Source organism: Pseudomonas sp. SDI (genome assembly GCF_003105155.1).
Taxonomy (GTDB): Bacteria; Pseudomonadota; Gammaproteobacteria; order Pseudomonadales; family Pseudomonadaceae; genus Aquipseudomonas.
Genome location: NZ_QETK01000013.1, coordinates 94,221 through 110,051 on the forward strand (window position 1 = coordinate 94,221; position 15,831 = coordinate 110,051).

14 protein-coding genes are annotated in these 15,831 nt (G+C 62.9%); 6 read left to right on the forward strand and 8 right to left on the reverse strand.

Going from position 1 to position 15,831, the window contains the following annotated elements; genetic code table 11:
* Both DCO48_RS11015 and DCO48_RS11020 read right to left on the reverse strand, forming a co-directional pair.
* Entirely contained in the window at positions 1-3,666 is a 3,666-nt protein-coding gene (locus DCO48_RS11015) for a transporter substrate-binding domain-containing protein (RefSeq protein ID WP_116550637.1), read from the reverse strand.
* A complete protein-coding gene (locus tag DCO48_RS11020) occupies positions 3,663-4,289 on the reverse strand; it encodes a response regulator transcription factor (protein ID WP_116550638.1) in 627 nt (208 codons plus the stop codon). Before DCO48_RS11020 ends, DCO48_RS11015 begins: the two co-directional genes overlap by 4 nt.
* Before the next feature lie 344 nt (positions 4,290-4,633).
* Between DCO48_RS11020 and DCO48_RS11025 the strand changes: the two genes are divergently transcribed.
* Positions 4,634-5,998 carry a deoxyguanosinetriphosphate triphosphohydrolase gene (locus DCO48_RS11025; protein ID WP_218276122.1) on the forward strand — a complete coding sequence of 455 codons (1,365 nt, stop codon included), beginning with the start codon at positions 4,634-4,636 and terminating at the stop codon, positions 5,996-5,998.
* Between the two features lie 7 nt (positions 5,999-6,005).
* Here DCO48_RS11025 and DCO48_RS11030 read toward each other — a convergent pair whose 3' ends face one another.
* The 4 genes from DCO48_RS11030 to DCO48_RS11045 all read right to left on the reverse strand — a co-directional run bounded on the left by DCO48_RS11030 (position 6,006) and on the right by DCO48_RS11045 (position 8,299).
* Positions 6,006-7,169: an EAL domain-containing protein gene (locus DCO48_RS11030; protein ID WP_116550639.1), complete on the reverse strand. Its 1,164-nt coding sequence runs from the start codon at positions 7,167-7,169 to the stop codon at positions 6,006-6,008.
* 95 nt (positions 7,170-7,264) lie between these two features.
* Positions 7,265-7,609 carry a hypothetical protein gene (locus DCO48_RS11035; protein WP_116550640.1) on the reverse strand — a complete coding sequence of 115 codons (345 nt, stop codon included), beginning with the start codon at positions 7,607-7,609 and terminating at the stop codon, positions 7,265-7,267.
* Positions 7,606-7,974, reverse strand: coding sequence for a phage holin family protein (locus DCO48_RS11040; protein WP_116550641.1), 369 nt, complete (start codon positions 7,972-7,974; stop codon positions 7,606-7,608). Before DCO48_RS11040 ends, DCO48_RS11035 begins: the two co-directional genes overlap by 4 nt.
* A gap of 10 nt (positions 7,975-7,984) precedes the next feature.
* Complete coding sequence (locus DCO48_RS11045; RefSeq protein ID WP_116550642.1) at positions 7,985-8,299, reverse strand: YqjD family protein; 315 nt, start codon at positions 8,297-8,299, stop codon at positions 7,985-7,987.
* Between the two features lie 308 nt (positions 8,300-8,607).
* On the opposite strand from DCO48_RS11045, the gene DCO48_RS11050 reads away from it, so the two are divergent.
* Complete coding sequence (locus DCO48_RS11050; RefSeq protein ID WP_116550643.1) at positions 8,608-9,816, forward strand: ammonium transporter; 1,209 nt, start codon at positions 8,608-8,610, stop codon at positions 9,814-9,816.
* A 6-nt stretch (positions 9,817-9,822) separates the two neighbouring features.
* On the opposite strand, the gene DCO48_RS11055 is transcribed toward DCO48_RS11050, so the two are convergent.
* Complete coding sequence (locus tag DCO48_RS11055; RefSeq protein WP_116550644.1) at positions 9,823-11,781, reverse strand: monovalent cation:proton antiporter family protein; 1,959 nt, start codon at positions 11,779-11,781, stop codon at positions 9,823-9,825.
* 166 nt (positions 11,782-11,947) lie between these two features.
* Between DCO48_RS11055 and DCO48_RS11060 the strand changes: the two genes are divergently transcribed.
* From DCO48_RS11060 to DCO48_RS11075, 4 genes are all read left to right on the forward strand, one after another.
* Entirely contained in the window at positions 11,948-12,184 is a 237-nt protein-coding gene (locus tag DCO48_RS11060; protein WP_116550669.1) for a glutaredoxin family protein, read from the forward strand.
* Between the two features lie 108 nt (positions 12,185-12,292).
* Positions 12,293-12,724 (forward strand): D-Ala-D-Ala carboxypeptidase family metallohydrolase, encoded by a 432-nt coding sequence (locus DCO48_RS11065; protein ID WP_116550645.1) that lies wholly within the window; start codon positions 12,293-12,295, stop codon positions 12,722-12,724.
* 92 nt (positions 12,725-12,816) lie between these two features.
* Positions 12,817-13,128 carry a transcriptional regulator gene (locus DCO48_RS11070; RefSeq protein ID WP_116550646.1) on the forward strand — a complete coding sequence of 104 codons (312 nt, stop codon included), beginning with the start codon at positions 12,817-12,819 and terminating at the stop codon, positions 13,126-13,128.
* A gap of 50 nt (positions 13,129-13,178) precedes the next feature.
* Positions 13,179-14,063 (forward strand): pseudouridine synthase, encoded by an 885-nt coding sequence (locus DCO48_RS11075; protein WP_116550647.1) that lies wholly within the window; start codon positions 13,179-13,181, stop codon positions 14,061-14,063.
* Between the two features lie 45 nt (positions 14,064-14,108).
* On the opposite strand, the gene DCO48_RS11080 is transcribed toward DCO48_RS11075, so the two are convergent.
* Complete coding sequence (locus tag DCO48_RS11080) at positions 14,109-15,674, reverse strand: PAS domain-containing methyl-accepting chemotaxis protein (RefSeq protein ID WP_116550648.1); 1,566 nt, start codon at positions 15,672-15,674, stop codon at positions 14,109-14,111.
* Between the last annotated feature and the right edge of the window lie 157 nt (positions 15,675-15,831).

Here is a 15,831-nt window from a genome sequence, read left to right on the forward strand (position 1 = left end):
CTAATTGCCCTGCGCGGCGTCTTCCTCGCTCGCTGACAACTCGTCCAGCGCCTTGCGCAACGCCACTTCCACCTGTTTCATCGCCCGCAGCACCAGCTGTTTGCGCCGCCGCAGCAAGACTTCGGGGGCCGCTACCTCGCACGACGACTCCAGGCGTTCACATGCTTGCATCAGGCGCTCTGCCTGAAGGATCCGTGCCACCCCAAGAATCTTGTGCGAAGTGGCCTGCAACACGCGTGGATCGCCCTGGGTGTCCACCGCCTGCAGTTGCTGCTGGTCTTCGGGGCTGCTACGCACCAGCTGTTCGAGCAGCCGGCGCAGTTCCAGCGGGCAATCGCCAATGATCGGCTCCAACCCATGCAGGTTGATCAGCGGCTGTTTGGCCAGGTTTTTGGCGCAACAGCGCAACGGTACCTCGGCCAGACGCTTGCCCAGTGCCTGCAGGCCGATCGGCTTGAGCAGGCAGTCGTCCATGCCGGCCTGCCGGCAGCGCTCGCGCACTTCCGGCTGGGCATTGGCGGTGTAGCCGAGAATGGTGCACGGCAACAGATCGCGTAGGCGCTCCTGTTCGCGGATTGCCTGGGCAAACTGAAAGCCATCCATGACCGGCATGTTGCAATCGACGACCAGCAGGTCGAAGCAGCCCTGGTGCCAGGCTTCCAGGCCACTCAGGCCATCGCTGGCGCGGCTATGTTGTACGCCGAGGAAGTCCAGCTGCTGGCCCATCAGCAGCAGGTTGGCCGGATGATCGTCGATCACCAGCACCTTCAATCCTGCGTGCGGCGGCGGCACGTGCGGCTCGACGCGTTTGGGTGCGGTACAGGCCGCTAGCGGTGTCAGCGGCATGCTGACGCGCACCTCGGTACCCTGGCCAGGAACGCTGCTCAGGTTCAGCTGGCCCCCCATCATTTCGCACAGGTTGCGACTGATCACCAGGCCCAGGCCGGTGCCATTGCGCGCCAGCTGGCTGTCCGGGTCGAGCTGGACGAAGGGCTGGAACAGACGCTGCTGGCTTTGCGCGTCGATGCCGATACCGCTGTCGCGCACGCTCAGTTCCAGTTGCACTACCTCGGCGCTGGGTCCGGCCTGCAAGGTCAGTTCGATGTTCACCTGGCCGTGTTCGGTGTACTTGATCGCGTTGGTCACCAGGTTGGAGACGATCTGCTTGAAACGCAGAGGGTCGAGCAGCACGTCGCGGCGGGCCGCCTGGGCGATTTTCACCGTCAGTTGCAACTGCTTCTGCCGGGCCAGCCCTTCGAACACCTGTGCTACCGACTCGATCAGCTCGGCCGGGTCGGCGCGTTCCGGGGTCAGTTGCAAGCGCCCCGACTCGATTCGGGCGATATCGAGGATGTCGCCGATCAGCGCCAGCAAGTCCTTGGCCGAGTGGTAGGCGACATCGATGGCGTGACGGTCCAGCTGGCCGTGGTCGGCGCGTTTGAGCGCCAGTTCGAGCATGCCGATCAGGGCATTCATCGGCGTGCGGATCTCGTGGCTCATGGTCGCCAGGAAAGTGCTCTTCGCCCGGTTGGCGGCATCGGCGCGTTCCTTGGCCTGGCGCAGGTCTTGAACCAACTGGCGACGGTCGCTGATGTCCAGCCAGCCACCGATGATGCCCTGCACCTCGCCGAGCGAATTGCGGTAGGGCAGGATCCAGTGATAGATGGTCAGTTCCCGGTTCTTCAGCATCAGCGGGCGGTCGACGATCAATGGCAGGCCCTGATCGAGCACCTGCTGGTAGTCGGCTTCGATCTGCTGCGCGGCACTGCCACCGGCCAGTGGCGCGTCATGGATGGACTTGCCCAGCACTTGCTCGGCCTTGGCTTCGAGGGCTTCGAGGTAGCTGTCGTTGCATGATTGCAGCAGGCCCTGACGGTCGCGCACGTAGATCGGGTGCGGTGTACCGTTGACCAGTGCACGCATGAATTCCAGCTGGTCGTTGAGGGCACGCTCGGCCGCTTCGCGTTGTTTGATCTGGCGCCGCATCCAGGCATTCCACGCCAGCGACAGCAGCAACAGCAGCACCGTCCCGAGGATCACCTGGATGATCCGCTGCTGATGGCTCTGCCAGTAGGAGGGCGGTTCGCCGCTGTAGCTGCGCCAGCGGCTGTTGATGGTACTCATGTCTTCTGGGGCGATGCTCAGCAACGCCTTGTCGATGATGGTGCTCAGGTCGTGGGCGCTGCGCGCGGTGGCGAAGGCAAAGGCGGCCGGGGTGCTGCCCACGGTGGTGCGGATGGTTAGGTTCGGCCGGCTGCTGAGGTTGTAGTTGGCGTAGATCAGGGCGGTGAGCATACCGTCGACCTGCTGGTTGTTCAGCGCTGCCGCCGAGGCGGAGCTGCCTTCGGTTTCCACCAGCTCGATGTTCGGGTAGCGCGTGCGCATCTCTTCCAGCAGCATGTTGCCGCGGGTGACCGCCAGCTTGTGACCGACCAGTTGCTCCAGGTTGCTTGGCTCGCCATCGCCTTTGCGCGTGACCAGTACGTAGGCGTTTTCCAGGTAGGGTCGGCTGAAGGACAGACTGCTCTCGCGTTCGGCGCTGTTGCTTACCGCCGCGATCAGGTCGACTTCGCCTCGGTCGAGCTTGTTGATCATGTCGCTGATGCCGGCGCTGCGGTAGAACGCGAAACGCATGCCGGTACGCAGGCGGATCAGTTCCAGCAGGTCGACGGCCAGCCCGTGCAGGTTGCCGGACTTGTCGAACAGGGTCAGCGGTGCCGCGTTGTCGCTGACGGCCACGCGAATGATCGGGTGCTTCATCAGCCATTTTTCTTCGCGGGGCGTGAGTTGCAGCTTGCGGTCGGTGAGCAGGATGCTGCCGCCAGCGCTCCAGCGTTGGAAAATGTTGCTCCGGGTGGCGCTGGTCACCGTGCTCAGGGTGGCGTTTAACACTTCCAGCAGTAGCGGATTGTCGGCACGCACGGCAAAACTGAAGCCCACCGATTCGTGCTGCGAGAAGTTGGCCATCTTGAGGTTTTTCAAGTAGCTCTGGTTGATCAGGTAGTGGGTCGACAGGGTGTCGCCGAGGAACACGTCGGCTTGTTCGAAAGCCACCGCGTTGAGTGCCTGGTGATAGGACGGATAAGTGAGCAGAGTGGCCTTGGGGTAGGTCTTGCGCACTTCGCTCAACGGCAGGTAATAGTCGATCATGCTCAGCCGCAGGTTGGCCAGGCCATTGTCCAGCGGGCGTATTTCGTTGTCGCGGGTCACCAGCACCGGCTGGTCCTCGACGTACGGCTGCGAAAGCAGCAGGCCGGGTTGAGCGGCATCGAAGCCATTGGCACTGCCCAGCAGGTCGATCCGCCCTTGGCGCAGCGCTTCGATGGCCTGGATGCGGCTGTCGAAGTGCTTGATGCGAATCGGCAGCTTCAGCGTGGCGCGCAACAGGCCGACATAGTCGGCGGTCAGGCCTTCGTAGTCGCGGCCACTGGTGGTGATGTCGAACGGTGGATAGTCCGGCGCGGCGACGCCCAGCACCAGCTCGGATTGACCCTTGAGCCAACGTTGCTGCGCCTGGTTCAGGCTAACCGGCAACGGCAGGCTGCCGCTGCGGCTGAGCAGTGTCAGGTAGTCCGGTGCGGGCATATGGGCGGCCGCGGTGTTCAGGCTGATGCCGGTCAGCCAAAGGCAGCACAGTTGCGCGAACCTGGGCAGGCGCCAGCTCATACGAGGGCGTTGCGTTTGGCCATTTCTATCAATTCCACCAGGGAACTGGCCTTGAGTTTCTGCATTAGGCGTTTCTTGTAAGTACTGACGGTCTTGTTGCTGAGGAACATGCCCGCGGCAATTTCCTTGTTGCTCTTGCCCTGGGCAAATAACTGCAGAACCATCAGTTCACGGTCGTTGACCGTTTTGAACAAATCCATCTCGGCGAAGTTGTCGTCCTGCTGGCGCAATGGGTTAATCGCCTGGCTGGGGAAATAGTTGTAGCCCGAGAGCACGGCCTTGATCGCACTGAGCAACTCGCTCAGGTCTTCCTGTTTGCCCACATAACCTGCTGCGCCGGAGAGCATGCAGCGGATGGCGAATAGCGCCGGCGATTGGGCGGTCAGCACCAGCACCTTCAACGGCAGTGACATGGCACTGAAGCGCGACAGGACTTCGAGCCCGTCCAGCTTGGGGATGCCGATATCGAGAATGATCAGGTCGGGCGGGCATTCGCGGACCATCTGCATGGCGTCCACGCCGTTATCGGTTTCACCGACGACCCGATAACCTTCGTTTTCCAGCAGCATGCGTACGGCCAGGCGGATAACAGGATGATCGTCGACAATAAATACTGAATGCATACTCATCTTCCAAGCGAAGCCTATGGTGAGGCCGCACCTTAGCCCAGAAGCGCAGTGTGCACATAAATAGAGTGGCGCTCAGATTCAATATAGGAAAGATCCTACTTAATATTCGGCTTTGAACTACAGGTTATTCTTTTTTCTTTGTCATCTTTTGAATTAAACGTTCGTGGTTGTTTGTGTTTATTGCAACCCTGAACCTATTCCAGCTCGTTGCGAGTCGCAAGGGCCGGTGGGCTCCACAGTGTCCAGTGAGGGCTAAGTGGACGAACTAGGGGATATCTGTCGAGAGGCGCCGCAACTGGGTTATATTGGCGGCCCTGTGAACGATTCAAGAGGCGAACATGGCACGCATGAGTTGGGACAAGTTGCTGAACAACACCCGTCTTGGCGGCCGCCCTCCCAAGTCCGAGCTGGGCCGTTCACCGTTTCACTCGGACCACGACAAGGTTATTTTCTCCGGCGCCTTCCGGCGCCTTGCCCGAAAGACCCAGGTGCACCCGCTTGCGACCAACGATCACGTTCACAATCGCCTCACCCATAGCCTGGAAGTGGCCTGCGTGGGGCGCACGCTCGGGGTAAGGGTGGGGCAGGCCTTGCTCAACGAGCGGCTGATCCCTGAGCAACACTCAGCGTCGGACATTGGCGATATTGTCCAGACCGCCTGCCTGGCCCACGACATTGGCAACCCGCCCTTCGGGCATACCGGCGAAGAAGCGATTCGGCACTGGTTTTCCAATGGGGTTGGCGCGAGGATGATCGAGTCGCTGCCCTTCAATGAAGCGACCGATTTGCGCCGGTTCGAAGGTAATGCCCAAGGCTTCAGGGTGTTGACCACCTCGGAATATCACCCCAATGACGGCGGCATGCGCCTGACCTACGCCTCGCTGGGGGCGTTCATCAAATACCCTTGGCTGGCCGCCGACGCGATCAATCGGCAACGTCCGGTCGCCAACAAATACGGCATTTATCGCTCCGAGCTGGCCCAGTTCAACGAAGTGGCCGATGCAACCGGTTTGCTCGCGCTCGGTGAGGGGTGGCGCTGCCGCCATCCGCTGGCCAACCTGATGGAAGTCTCCGATGACTTCTGCTACGCCATTCTCGACCTCGAAGACGGTGTGGAAATGGGCATTCTGGACTGGGACAAGGTCTTCGAGATTCTCTGCCTGGTGCTGGACGACCAGCAGAAGAACCAGTTGCTCAAGGAAATCCAGGGCATGAAGGTCGGGCGCCGGCTATCCATGGTGCGTGGCAAGGTCATCTCGGCATTCGTCGATGCGGGCGCTACGGCATTCATGAATAACCACGACCAGATCATGACGGGCCAGGCGCTGGGCATTCTGGAACTGTGCGACCAGAACGTGCGCGACTGTGTCAGTGCTGCCAAAGGTCTGGCCCGTGACGAAATCTTCCAGCACCCGCGCAAGGTGGAGTTGGAGATCGGCGCTTACAGCACGATTTCCACGTTGCTCGATGTGAGTTGCGCGGCCGCCATGGATTACGTCAGGAAGGGCGGTGTGGCGGATTCGAAAACCCGCCGGGTGGTCGAGCTGATTGGCGTCGACCTCAAGGCGCTGGACGACAATGCCGGTATTTCCAATGAGTACGGTGCAATCATGCAGGTGCTCGATTACGTCAGCGGCATGACCGACAACTACGCCATTCACCTGGCTCGACAATTCAGTGGCATGGGCGCAGAGCGGTTATAGCCGCGCTTCACAACCCGCCCGCATCCACGTCGATCAGTAACAGGCGTTGGCCTTCGTCGAAGAACTGTCCGGCGGTCAGGCAATACTGGTTGCTGGTGGCGTCGCGGTAGGTGCTGGAGAGGATCAGGCGGCGCTCGTCCCAGCCCTCGGCGAGCAGATGATAGAAGTACGGGCGCCATGACCAGTTGTGGCCCTGGTAGCGGTTGTCGACCTGCCAGCGCTGCTCGCGCCATTCCAGGTTGGGGGTGAGCTGGGTGCCGTGACGGTCGCAGAGGAAGAAGCGTAGCATCCATGGGTAGCGCTCAAGCGCGGGGAGGGCTTCGAGCGGCGCTTTGGCCAGCGCCCAGGCCTGCAGTTGGCGCATCAGCTCCGTCAGATCCTGGCGCAGCGCCATCAGGCGGCCACGCTCGGCCAGCTTGCTGCGCACGTAGCCCTGGCGTAGCTGGTCGAATCGCTTGACGAACGCATCGGCGGCAAAGAACGTCGGCGCCGCCGGAGCGAACAGGTGACCTTGCAGATAGCGCGCACCGCATTCCAGGGCAAAGTTCAATTCCACGGCACTTTCGACGCCCTCGGCGATGATCCAGCAGCCGGTTTTCTCCGCCATCTGTGCCAGTGCCTTGACCACCTCGCTGCTTGGCCCGCCACGGGCCGCGGCCTGGAACAGGCGCATGTCGAGCTTGAGAATGTCCGGTTGCAGTGCCAGTACCCGATCCAGTTGCGAGTAGCCGGCACCGAAATCGTCGATGGCGATGCGCGCGCCTGCCTGGCGGTAGCGGCTGCCCACTTCGCTCAGGCGTACCGGATCGCCACCGGTTTCGGTGATCTCGAACACCACCCGGTGCGCCGGTACACCTTGCTGGCGCAGTTGGATCAGGCTGGGTAGCGGCTGATCGTGGCTCAGGTCGCTGATCCAGCGCGGCGAAATGTTCAGGCTCAGGAACCAGTCGGCCGGGGCTTCGTGGAAGCGGCTCAGGGCGTCCTCGCGGATCAGTCGGTCTAGCCGGCGCAGGGCCGTGGAGGGAATCTGCGGGTTGGCGAACAGCGGCCCGACCGAGCGTAGCTCGCCGCTCACCTGGTGCAGGCGACCGAGTGCCTCGACACCGGCAATACGCCCGGTAGCGGTATCGATGAAGGGTTGGAAACAGGCCAGCGGTTGCCCGTCGAACACGGCAGCTCCTTGCGATGCGCAGGACGGCTGACCGGTTGGCCAGCAACGGCGGACCACAGCCCGCCGTTGCGCTTTGCAAGAATGCCGCCAGTTCGTTAGCGCTTGTCACCGTTTTGCTGCATGAACAGCTTGAGCAGCGGTGTCAGGCTGCTCGCCAGGCCGGCCAGTCGGGCCAGGCCGCCGCCGCGGGCGCCCTTGCCGGTGAGGAAGCCAAGCAGCACGACCCCGGCAATTCCCCACAGCGGTGCGTGCTTGATACCCAGGCCGCCCTGGATGCCGTCCTGCAGGTTACTGCCCATCGAGCGCAGGCGGGTCAACGGTTTCAGTACCTGGCCGGATTCGTGGCGGATTTCCTGGCGGTGCATCTCCAGGCGCAGGCGCACTAGTGCCTTGCGCAGTTCGCGGCGGTCGGCGGTGTGTGGCAATTCAGGCAAGCTCATGGCAACAGGCGCTCCCGGTCCTTGGCGAGTTCTTCGAGGGTAGCCTTGAACGGCGACGATTCATCGAACACGGCTGCTTTCAGGCGCAGGCCGCAGAACACCGCGGCCAACCCATAGAACACGCACAAGCCGATGATCCCGGCCAGCCGATAGCTGTCCCAGAGCAATACCAGCAGCAGGGCGGAGAGGGCGGTGAGCAGCAGCAACGCGAACACCAGTCCCAGCCCGGCAAACAGCAGCAGGCTCAGGGTCCGGGCTTTCTGCTCCTGCAGCTCGATGCCGAACAGTTCCACATGGCCATGCAGCAGGCCGAGGATAGCGGCGCCCAGGCGCCGCGAAGACGAACCGGTGGTTTCGGTTTCCATACCCCGAACCTCAGCGCCGGCTGGCCAGAAGGCCGATCAGGAAGCCCACGCCAGCAGCGATGCCGACCGACTGCCAGGGGTTGCTCTGGACATAGTCTTCGGTGGCGCTCAGGGCAGCCTGGCCGCGCTCGCGGGCCGAATCCTGGGTTTGCTGCAGGCTGTCGCGGGCGCGCTGCAGGCTGTCGTGGATCTGTGCGCGTAATGCATCGGCCTGATCGCCCGCCAGGGTCGCGGTGTGCTCCAGCAGTTTTTCGGTGTCCTGCACCAGGGTCTGGAAGTCAGCCATCAGAATTTCTTGAGCAGTCTTTGCCGTTTTGCTGGCCATGGAGTTCTCCGTCGAATGTGGGCGTTTGGGATTTCGAGTGCGCGGCGCTGCCGAAGGTTCAGTGTCATCGGCTGGTACAGCATTTGCTTTGTCATGGTGCGCCTGGCAGGGCGCTGCGCCGAATCCGGGCGCGGGCTTCCTGCCTGAGCCTGTAAACCTTAACCCAATCCAAGACAAACCCAGGAAAAAACTCCACGGCAGTGTGGTATCTGTCGACTAGGCGGCACTCGGGTGATCCGGCATGGTGCGCCATTCACCTCATGCGAACCGCTTTGGTGCTTTTTTCTACCCAGCAGGCCTGCCTCTTCATGGAAAATCTGCAAAGCGCCGTGGACTCTCTGCTCCAGGGCTCCAACACGCTGTTCATCCTGCTTGGCGCGGTCATGGTTCTGGCCATGCACGCCGGGTTCGCCTTTCTCGAAGTCGGCACTGTGCGCCACAAGAATCAGGTCAATGCGTTGTCGAAGATCCTCAGCGACTTCGCCGTCTCGACCCTGGCCTACTTCTTTATCGGCTACTGGCTGTCGTATGGCGTGCACTTCATGCACCCGGCGGCCACCCTGGGCGCAGAACATGGCTACGGATTGGTCAAGTTCTTCTTCCTGCTGACCTTCGCTGCGGCGATCCCGGCGATCATTTCCGGTGGTATCGCCGAGCGTGCGCGGTTTGCCCCGCAACTGTGCGCCACGGCATTGATCGTCGCCTTCGTCTACCCGTTCTTCGAAGGCGTGGCCTGGAATGGCAACCTTGGCGTGCAGGCCTGGCTGGCCGAGCGCTTCGGCGCCAGCTTCCATGACTTCGCCGGCTCCGTGGTGGTGCACGCCATGGGCGGCTGGCTGGCGCTGGCGGCGGTGCTGCTGCTCGGTCCGCGCAATGGGCGCTACCGTGACGGCCGACTGGTGGCGTTCGCGCCGTCGAACATTCCATTCCTGGCGCTGGGCTCGTGGATCCTGATCGTCGGCTGGTTCGGCTTCAACGTGATGAGCGCGCAGACCCTGCCGGCGGTCAGTGGCCTGGTGGCGGTGAACTCGCTGATGGCGATGGTGGGCGGCACTGTCGCGGCGCTGCTGGTCGGGCGCAACGATCCGGGCTTCCTGCACAACGGCCCATTGGCCGGGCTGGTGGCGATCTGTGCCGGTTCCGACCTGATGCACCCGGTGGGGGCGTTGGTGACCGGGGCGCTTGCCGGGGCGTTGTTCGTCTGGTGCTTCACCGCCACGCAGAACCGCTGGAAGATCGACGACGTGCTCGGTGTCTGGCCGCTCCACGGTATCTGCGGCGTATGGGGTGGGATTGCCTGCGGAATCTTCGGCCAGACGCTGCTCGGCGGCCTTGGTGGCGTCAGCCTGATCAGCCAGCTGCTCGGCACCTTGGCCGGTGTGCTGGTGGCGTTGGCCGGCGGCTTTGCCGTGTACGGCACGCTCAAGGCCGTGTGCGGCCTGCGCCTGAGCCAGGAGCAGGAGTATTACGGCGCCGACGTGTCGATTCACAAGATCGGCGCCACCAGCCAGGACTAGAACGCCTTAGCGTCCGGCCAGCAGGCGCGCCTCACCGGCGTCGAGGGCGCTGACCGGGCCGGTCAGCAGTACCGCGTCGCCGGCGTGCAGGCAGGTTTGCGGCTCCAGTTGCAACGCGTTGCCGTCACGCTGCACGGCTTGCAGCTCGACCCCGGTCTGCTCGATTGCCAACTCGCTGAGCGGGCGGCCACAGGCGTAGGCATCAGCGCCAAGGGTTACTGCGTGCATCAGCACCTTTGGCTGGCCTTCGCTGTCCAGCGGGTTGGTCTGGGCGCCTTGATAGAAACCGTGCAGCAGGCGATAGCGGTTTTTGCGCACTTCATCGACGCGTTGCTGCACCTGCTCCTGCGGCAGGCCGAGCATCACCAGGGCGTGCGAGGCGAGCATCAGGCTCGATTCAAGCAACTCCGGCACTACGGCGCTGGCGCCGGCCGCGCGCAATTCGTCGCGCAGGCTGTCGTCACGGGTCCGCACCAGCACCGGAATCTGCGTGTTCAGGTGGCGTGCGGCCTTGAGCACGCTCATCGCCACATCGGTCTTGTCCACGGCGATCACCAGCAGGCGCGCGCGGTCCAGGCCGACAGCGCTCAGCAGCTCGCCCCGGCGCGAGTCGCCATAATGCACGTCGTGCTCGCCGGCGCTGGCTTCCTGTACCCGCACTGGGTCGTCGTCGAGGGCAATGAAGTCCACCTGCTCGCGGCGCAGGAAGCGCCCGATCGATTGGCCGACGCGGCCATAGCCGCAGATCACTACGTGGCCATCGAGGTCGGCGCTCTGCGCGCCGATGGCTTCCAGGTGCACTTCCTGGTTCGGCTTGCGGTGCAGGTGCGCCGCCATGCTCGGGGCGGCACGCAGCAGCAGCGGGGTGACCAGCATCGAGCAGAAGGTGGCGGCCAGCAGCAGATCGCCGAGGCCCTCGGGCAGCAGCCGGCTTTGCGCCATCTGCGCCATCAGGGCGAAACAGAACTCGCCGCCCTGGGCCAGGGCCAGGCCGCTGCGCCAGGCGGTTTCCGCATCGCTGCCGCGCAGACGTACCAGCGCCGCGACGACGAAGCCCTTGAGCAGCAGCAGACCGACGGTCAGGCCGAGGATCTCCAGGCCGTGGCTGGCGAACAGCGGCAGGTCGATGAGCATGCCGATACTGACGAAGAACAGCCCCAGCAGAATGTCGCGGAACGGCCGGATGTCGGCCTCGATCTGGTGCCGGTAATGGCTTTCGCCCAGCAGCATGCCGGCGAGGAACGCGCCCAGCGCCGGCGACAGGCCAAGCAGGTGGGTGAGCCAGGCGGTCAGCAGCACGATCACCAGGGCCAGCAGCACGAACAACTCGGCCGAGTGCGAGGCAGCGACCTCATGGAACAGCCGCGGCAGCAGCCAGCGGCTGGCCAGCAGCAGGCCGACGAAGAGCACCAGGGTTTTGCCCAGGGTCAGCGGCAGGGCCCAGTACCAGGCCTGCTCGCTGTCGCCGGCAAACACCGGCACCAGGGTCAGCAGCAGCACCGCCACCACATCCTGGAACAGCAGCACGCCGATCGCGTTCTGGCCATGGCTGCTGAAAATCTCGCCAAGGCTGGTCAGTTCCTTGCTGACGATTGCTGTGGACGACAGCGCCAGGCCGCCGCCGAGCAGCAGCGCGGCATTCGCTGGCATGCCCAGCAGGGCCAGCAGCCCGGCCAGCAGGACGGCGGTGCAGATCACCTGCAGGCTGCCCAGGCCAAAGACCACCCGGCGCAGGGCGAGCATTTTCGACAGGGAGAATTCCAGCCCCAGGGAGAACAGCAGGAACACCACGCCCATTTCCGCCAGGTCCGGCAGTTCTTCGCTTTCGTTGACCCAGTCGAGCGCAGTCGGTCCGACGAACAGGCCGACGCACAGGTAGCCGAGCACCGGCGGCAACTGCAGGCGGCGGAACACGGCGATAACGACCAGCGACGAGGCCAGGATGATCAGCAGGTTGGCAAACACTCACACACTCCATGTAAACAGCGCAAAAAACCGCCAAGCCTAACCGGTAATGGGCAGGCGACCAATGATCCAGGTCAGCTCGCCGGCCTGTGTATTGCGCGGGTCGACGGCGGCGGGCCGAGGGTCCTAGAATAACCCTCCATTTCCATTTGTGTCGGTGCTGTTCATGCTTCCTGAATGCCAACTGTTCGGTACGCTCGGTTGCCACCTGTGCGAAGTTGCCGAAGCCCTGCTGATGCCATTCGTCGAACATGGCCTGCTGGTCGAACTGGTCGACATCGCCGAGAGCGAGGGCCTGGTCGAACACTACGGGTTGATCATCCCGGTGCTGCGCCGCTGCGACAGCGGCGCCGAGCTGAACTGGCCGTTCGATGCCGATCAGGTGGTGGCGTTCCTGCGCTAGGAGAACCAGGCCGGGGCGTTTACATGGCGATGCAAAGTGCCGAGTGCAGAGGGCGCCTGCTCGTTGGACAATCGCGGCTGATTTTCCGCCTGCCAAGGAGTGGCACCGATGTACCTGAGCCCGTTTTTCACCCTCGCCGAACTGACCGTGTCGCAAGTCGCCAGCCGCGAAGGCATCAACAATACCCCCGACGCCATGGCGCTGGCCAACCTGCGTCGGCTTAGCCAGACCCTGGAGCAGGTGCGCAGCATTGCCGGCTGCCCGATCCTCATCAGCAGCGGCTTTCGCAGCCTGGCACTGAACCAGAAGGTCGGTGGTTCACCCAGCAGTGCTCATACCAAGGGCCTGGCCGCCGACATCAGCGCGGTGAAGTTTTCCCCCCGGGAGCTGGCGCAGCGGCTGATCAACAGTACGCTGGTGTTCGACCAGCTCATCTACGAGTACGACAGTTGGATTCACGTGGGCCTGGCCGAAACCGGTGCGCGCCGGCAGGTGCTGACCATCCGCAAGGGGACCGGCTACCTGTCGGGGCTGTGCTGACAGGCACGGCCGATTGACGATAACGCTGCTCATCCCTATGCTGTATATAAATACAGTAATGGGGCGATTGCATGCGCCTGAGGGAACAGTCGATGGTCAACGTCGAACAATTGAAATACAGCATCAACCGCATGTCCGCCGACAAGGTTCAGGAGGCGGTGCTCGAATTACGCCTCGATGGCCTGGTCACCGAGGGCAAGACACCGTTCAGCAAAGTTCATTTCAACACCTGCTTCGCCGAGATCGAGGCATTGTTCCAGCGCGCCGGCTATCACCGTCCTCTGGACGTGGTCGGCTACGAAGGCTTGTTGTACGCCTTGTACGATCCAACCCGCTGGGAAGCGGTGCAGGTGCTGCGCTGGCTCAAGGAGTTCACCGAGGCTGCGGCCAGCCGGGCTGGTTGATCGGCCGGGCATGCAGGATAATGCCGGGTCATTATCCTGCGAGTGTGCCCATGAGCGTTACTTTCGACCCGGCCCGGCATCAAGCCAGCACGGTGTGCCTGCCGCCCGGCAATTGGGCCACCGTGCTGGACTGCCTGTGCGATCACTTCAAGGCCATCGGGCGCGAGCAATGGCTCGACCGCATTGCCCGTGGCAAGGTGCTCGACGCGCAGGGCCAGCCGATCAGTAACGCAACTGCGTACAAGCAAGGGCTGCGCATCCATTACTTCCGCGAAGTGCCCAACGAAAAGCCGATCCCGGTGCAGGAACATATCCTGTACAGCGATGAGCACCTGGTGGTCGCCGACAAGCCGCATTTCCTGCCGGTGACACCCACGGGCGAGTACGTCGAGCACACCTTGCTGCGCCGGCTGATCCGCCGCCTCGACAACCCCAACCTGGTGCCCCTGCACCGTATCGACCGGCACACCGCCGGGCTGGTGCTGTTTTCGGCCAACCCGCAAAGCCGTACAGCCTATCAGCAGTTGTTTCCTACCCGACAAATCGACAAGCACTACCAGGCCATCGCCCGGGCCTTGCCTGAGTTGACGTTTCCGCGGGTGCACACAAGCCGCATGGTCAGCGGCGAGCCGTTCTTCCGCATGCAGGAAGCGCCCGGCACGCCGAACAGCGAAACCATTGCCCAGGTGCTGGAGCAGCAAGGTGAATTCTGGCGTTACGGCCTGTCGCCGGTTACCGGTAAAACCCACCAGTTGCGGGTGCACATGACCGCGCTCGGCGCGAGCATCTGCAACGATCCGTTCTACCCGGACGTGGTCAATGGCGAGGACGATTACAGCAAGCCGCTCAAACTGCTGGCACATAGCCTGCGCTTCAAAGATCCGTTGAGTGGTGAGGAGCGTTACTTCGAAAGCCGGCTGACGCTGGACTTCTAGACGGGCGCTGCCGGCGCACACCGCGAACGGTGTGCGCCACAGGCTTTAGCGGTTGAAGCGTTCTACCAGCGAGTACTGGGTGGTGGCGGTGCGGGTCAGCTCTTCGCTGAGCAGGGCCGAATGCTGGGCCTGCTCGGAAGTCTGGTCGGCGAGTTCGGCGATGGTGCTGATGTTGCGGCTGATCTCGTCGGCGACCGCGGTTTGCTCTTCGGTCGCAGCGGCAATTTGCGTGGTCATGTCGGTGATGTTGGCCACTGCTTCGCTGATACCCGCCAGTGCCTGATCGGCTTCCATTACCCGCGCCACGCCTTCTTCGGCCTGGCGATGGCCGGCTTCCATGGTCTGCACCGCATTGCTTGCGGTTTGCTGCAGCTTGGCGATCAGGCCGTGGATCTGCCCGGTCGATTCACTGGTGCGCTGCGCCAGTTGCCGAACTTCGTCGGCAACCACCGCAAAGCCACGGCCCATCTCACCGGCACGCGCCGCTTCGATGGCCGCGTTGAGCGCCAGCAGGTTGGTCTGGTCGGCAATGCCTTTGATTACATCGACCACACCACCGATTTCATCGCTGTCGCGGGCCAGCTGGGTCACCGTCTGCCCGGTTTCGCCCACGGCTACCGACAGCCGCTGGATCGCTTCGCGGGTTTCCCCGGCGATATCGCGGCCACGGCCGGTCAGGCGGTTGGCCTCCTGGGTGGCATCGGCGGTGCGCTGCACATGGTTGGCCACTTCCTGGGTGGTGGCGGCCATCTGGTTGACCGCGGCGGCGACCTGTTCGGTTTCGACGCGTTGGCGCTCCAGGCCCGAGGAACTGTTATGGGCCAGGGCGTCGGACTGACGCGCCTGCTCATTGAGGTGCTCGGCGGTATCCTGCAAGCGGGTCAGGCAGGTTTTCAGGCGTGCGTCCTGGCTGAGCATGGCCATTTCCAGGCGTGCCTGAACGCCGCGGCTGTCGGTGTACATTTGTGCGATCAGCGGGTCGGAAGTGGTCTGTTCAGCCAGCCGCAGCAGGCGCTTGAGCCCGCGCTGCTGCCAAGTTAAACCGAGCAGGCCGAGCGGCACCGACAGCCCGGCCGCCACGGCGAAGCCCCAGGAGTGGCCCAGCCAGCTGCCGATCAGGAAGCCGATCTGGCTGACCAGAATGAACGGCAGCCAGTCTTGCAGCACCGGCAGCCACTTGTCGCGGCGCGGAACGGCCGGCTTGCCCTGGTTGATGCGGGTGTACAGTTCTTCGGCGCGACGCACCTGTTCGGCGGTCGGTTTGACCCGTACCGACTCGTAACCGACTACCTGGTTGTTGTCGTACACCGGTGTGACATAGGCGTTGACCCAATAGTGGTCGCCGCTCTTGCAGCGGTTCTTGACGATGCCCATCCACGGTAGCCCCTGCTTGAGGGTGCTCCACATATGCGCAAACACGGCGGGTGGCACATCCGGGTGCCGGACCAGGTTGTGAGGAGCGCGAACCAGCTCTTCTCGGGAGAAACCGCTGATTTCGACAAAGGCATCGTTGCAATAGGTGATTACACCCTTGGCATCGGTGGTCGAGATCAAACGTTGCTGAGCTGGGAAAGTCCGTTCGCGCTGGGTAATCGGCTGGTTGTTACGCATAAGCTGTTCAATCCGCAAGGCTTTCGTGAGGTATCGGCAGAAAGGCGTTTTTATTGAATGGATATTTATAGAAAGTTGATCCAGCGCAAGGTAGGTCATCCTGACCTGAGCTACAGGAACTGTCCAAGTTTCAATAAATTAGCTGCATTCTTTCATA